The 1,369-nt window shown below is 31.1% G+C and carries 2 protein-coding genes; one reads left to right on the top strand and one right to left on the bottom strand.

All coding sequences use genetic code 11. The features are described 5' to 3' along the window. A partial coding sequence (locus tag HMPREF0381_RS14095) for an RNA-guided endonuclease TnpB family protein (protein WP_008752686.1) occupies positions 1–390 on the top strand: 390 nt, incomplete at its 5' end. Positions 391–612: 222 nt separating this feature from the next. Here HMPREF0381_RS14095 and HMPREF0381_RS14090 read toward each other — a convergent pair. Then, positions 613–1,369 (bottom strand): hypothetical protein (locus HMPREF0381_RS14090; RefSeq protein ID WP_008752685.1); only part of this gene is annotated, 757 nt, incomplete at its 5' end.

The raw sequence follows: 1,369 nt of genomic DNA, 5'->3' as shown, positions 1-1,369 counted from the left end.
CAAACAGCACTATGCTATGAGAAAATAGCTGATACAAGAAAAGATTATCTGCATAAGATTTCAAGCGAAATTATAAACGAAAACCAAGTGATAGTTTCGGAAAACTTACAGATAAAAAATCATAATTTAGCAAAATCTATAAGTGATGCATCATGGTATGAGCTGACAAGACAACTTGAATATAAGTCAAAATGGAACGGCAGAAATTATATTAAGATAGATAGATTTTATGCAAGCAGTCAGCTATGTTTTAGTTGTGGATATAAAAATACAAATGTAAAAGATCTAAAAGTAAGAGATTGGATATGTCCTTTCTGCAATACAAAACACGATAGAGATATCAATGCGGCAAAAAATATATTGGCAGAAGGATTAAGACAAGTAGTATAATAAAAATGATAGGGCAGGGACTGCCCGAATTAACGCCTGTGGAGATAGTAGGTTGCGAGGTCAGCGAAGCAGGAAGCCCATAGGATTTAGACTATGGGTAGTTCACTGGATAATTCTAAAAAAACCGGATAATTCTCTAAAAGATAAATGTAGCACAATTCCACAAATTAAAAATGCCGACTTGTTTTTACAAGCCGACATATTTGTTTTAACTATTTTATTTTAATAACCTCTCAATACAGTATAATCCAGATTATATTTTTGAGCTATTTTTTCCACCGCATCTTTATTTTTTTCATAATCTACAGTATTTGGGAAATAGATATAGGCTAAATTTTTAAATAAGTTATATCTATAAAAAAAACCCTCTCTGTCTTCATAATCATCCTTGCTTTCAAGATTGTCCATATATGGGATTATAACAGTGGAATAGCTGTCACAATGTAAAAATTCATCAAATACCAAGTCCTTATCATAAAAACCGACCACCTTGCCGTTAAATTTTTCTCTTAAATATGCTATAGGAATTGTATCACCGATATTATAATATTCTTTAAAGCCTGAGCCAAGTACCATGGGAAACTCACCGTTATATATAAAATCCTGATCTGATAAATAATCCAGTCCAAGTCTTTGCATTACTTTTTGATTTAGAATAAATGCATCTACCGGAGTTATGTACTCACTTTGTCCTTTGATAGTCACTTCCTGATCTGTTAAATCCTTATGACCGTAGCCGTTTGCCAAATCCTTAGGTTTATTCCATTTACCTATAAAATCTACAGATTCACGTTTCATATCATAAAAATCTACATTATCTGTTGAATTCAGTTCAGTATTAAATTTTTGTAAATTATCTATAAATGAACTATATTTTTTTAGTTCTTCAAGTTCTTCTAATGTATAGTTACTTGTAGAATAAGCATCTGAAACTTGATAAAAAAACTTTTTCCCCTGCATATCTGAAGCTGTAATATCA

This window comes from Lachnoanaerobaculum saburreum DSM 3986, from assembly GCF_000185385.1.
Taxonomy (GTDB): domain Bacteria; phylum Bacillota; class Clostridia; order Lachnospirales; family Lachnospiraceae; genus Lachnoanaerobaculum; species Lachnoanaerobaculum saburreum.
Note: the sequence above shows the minus strand (reverse complement) of the source record. Positions and strands in the feature narration are given on the sequence as shown.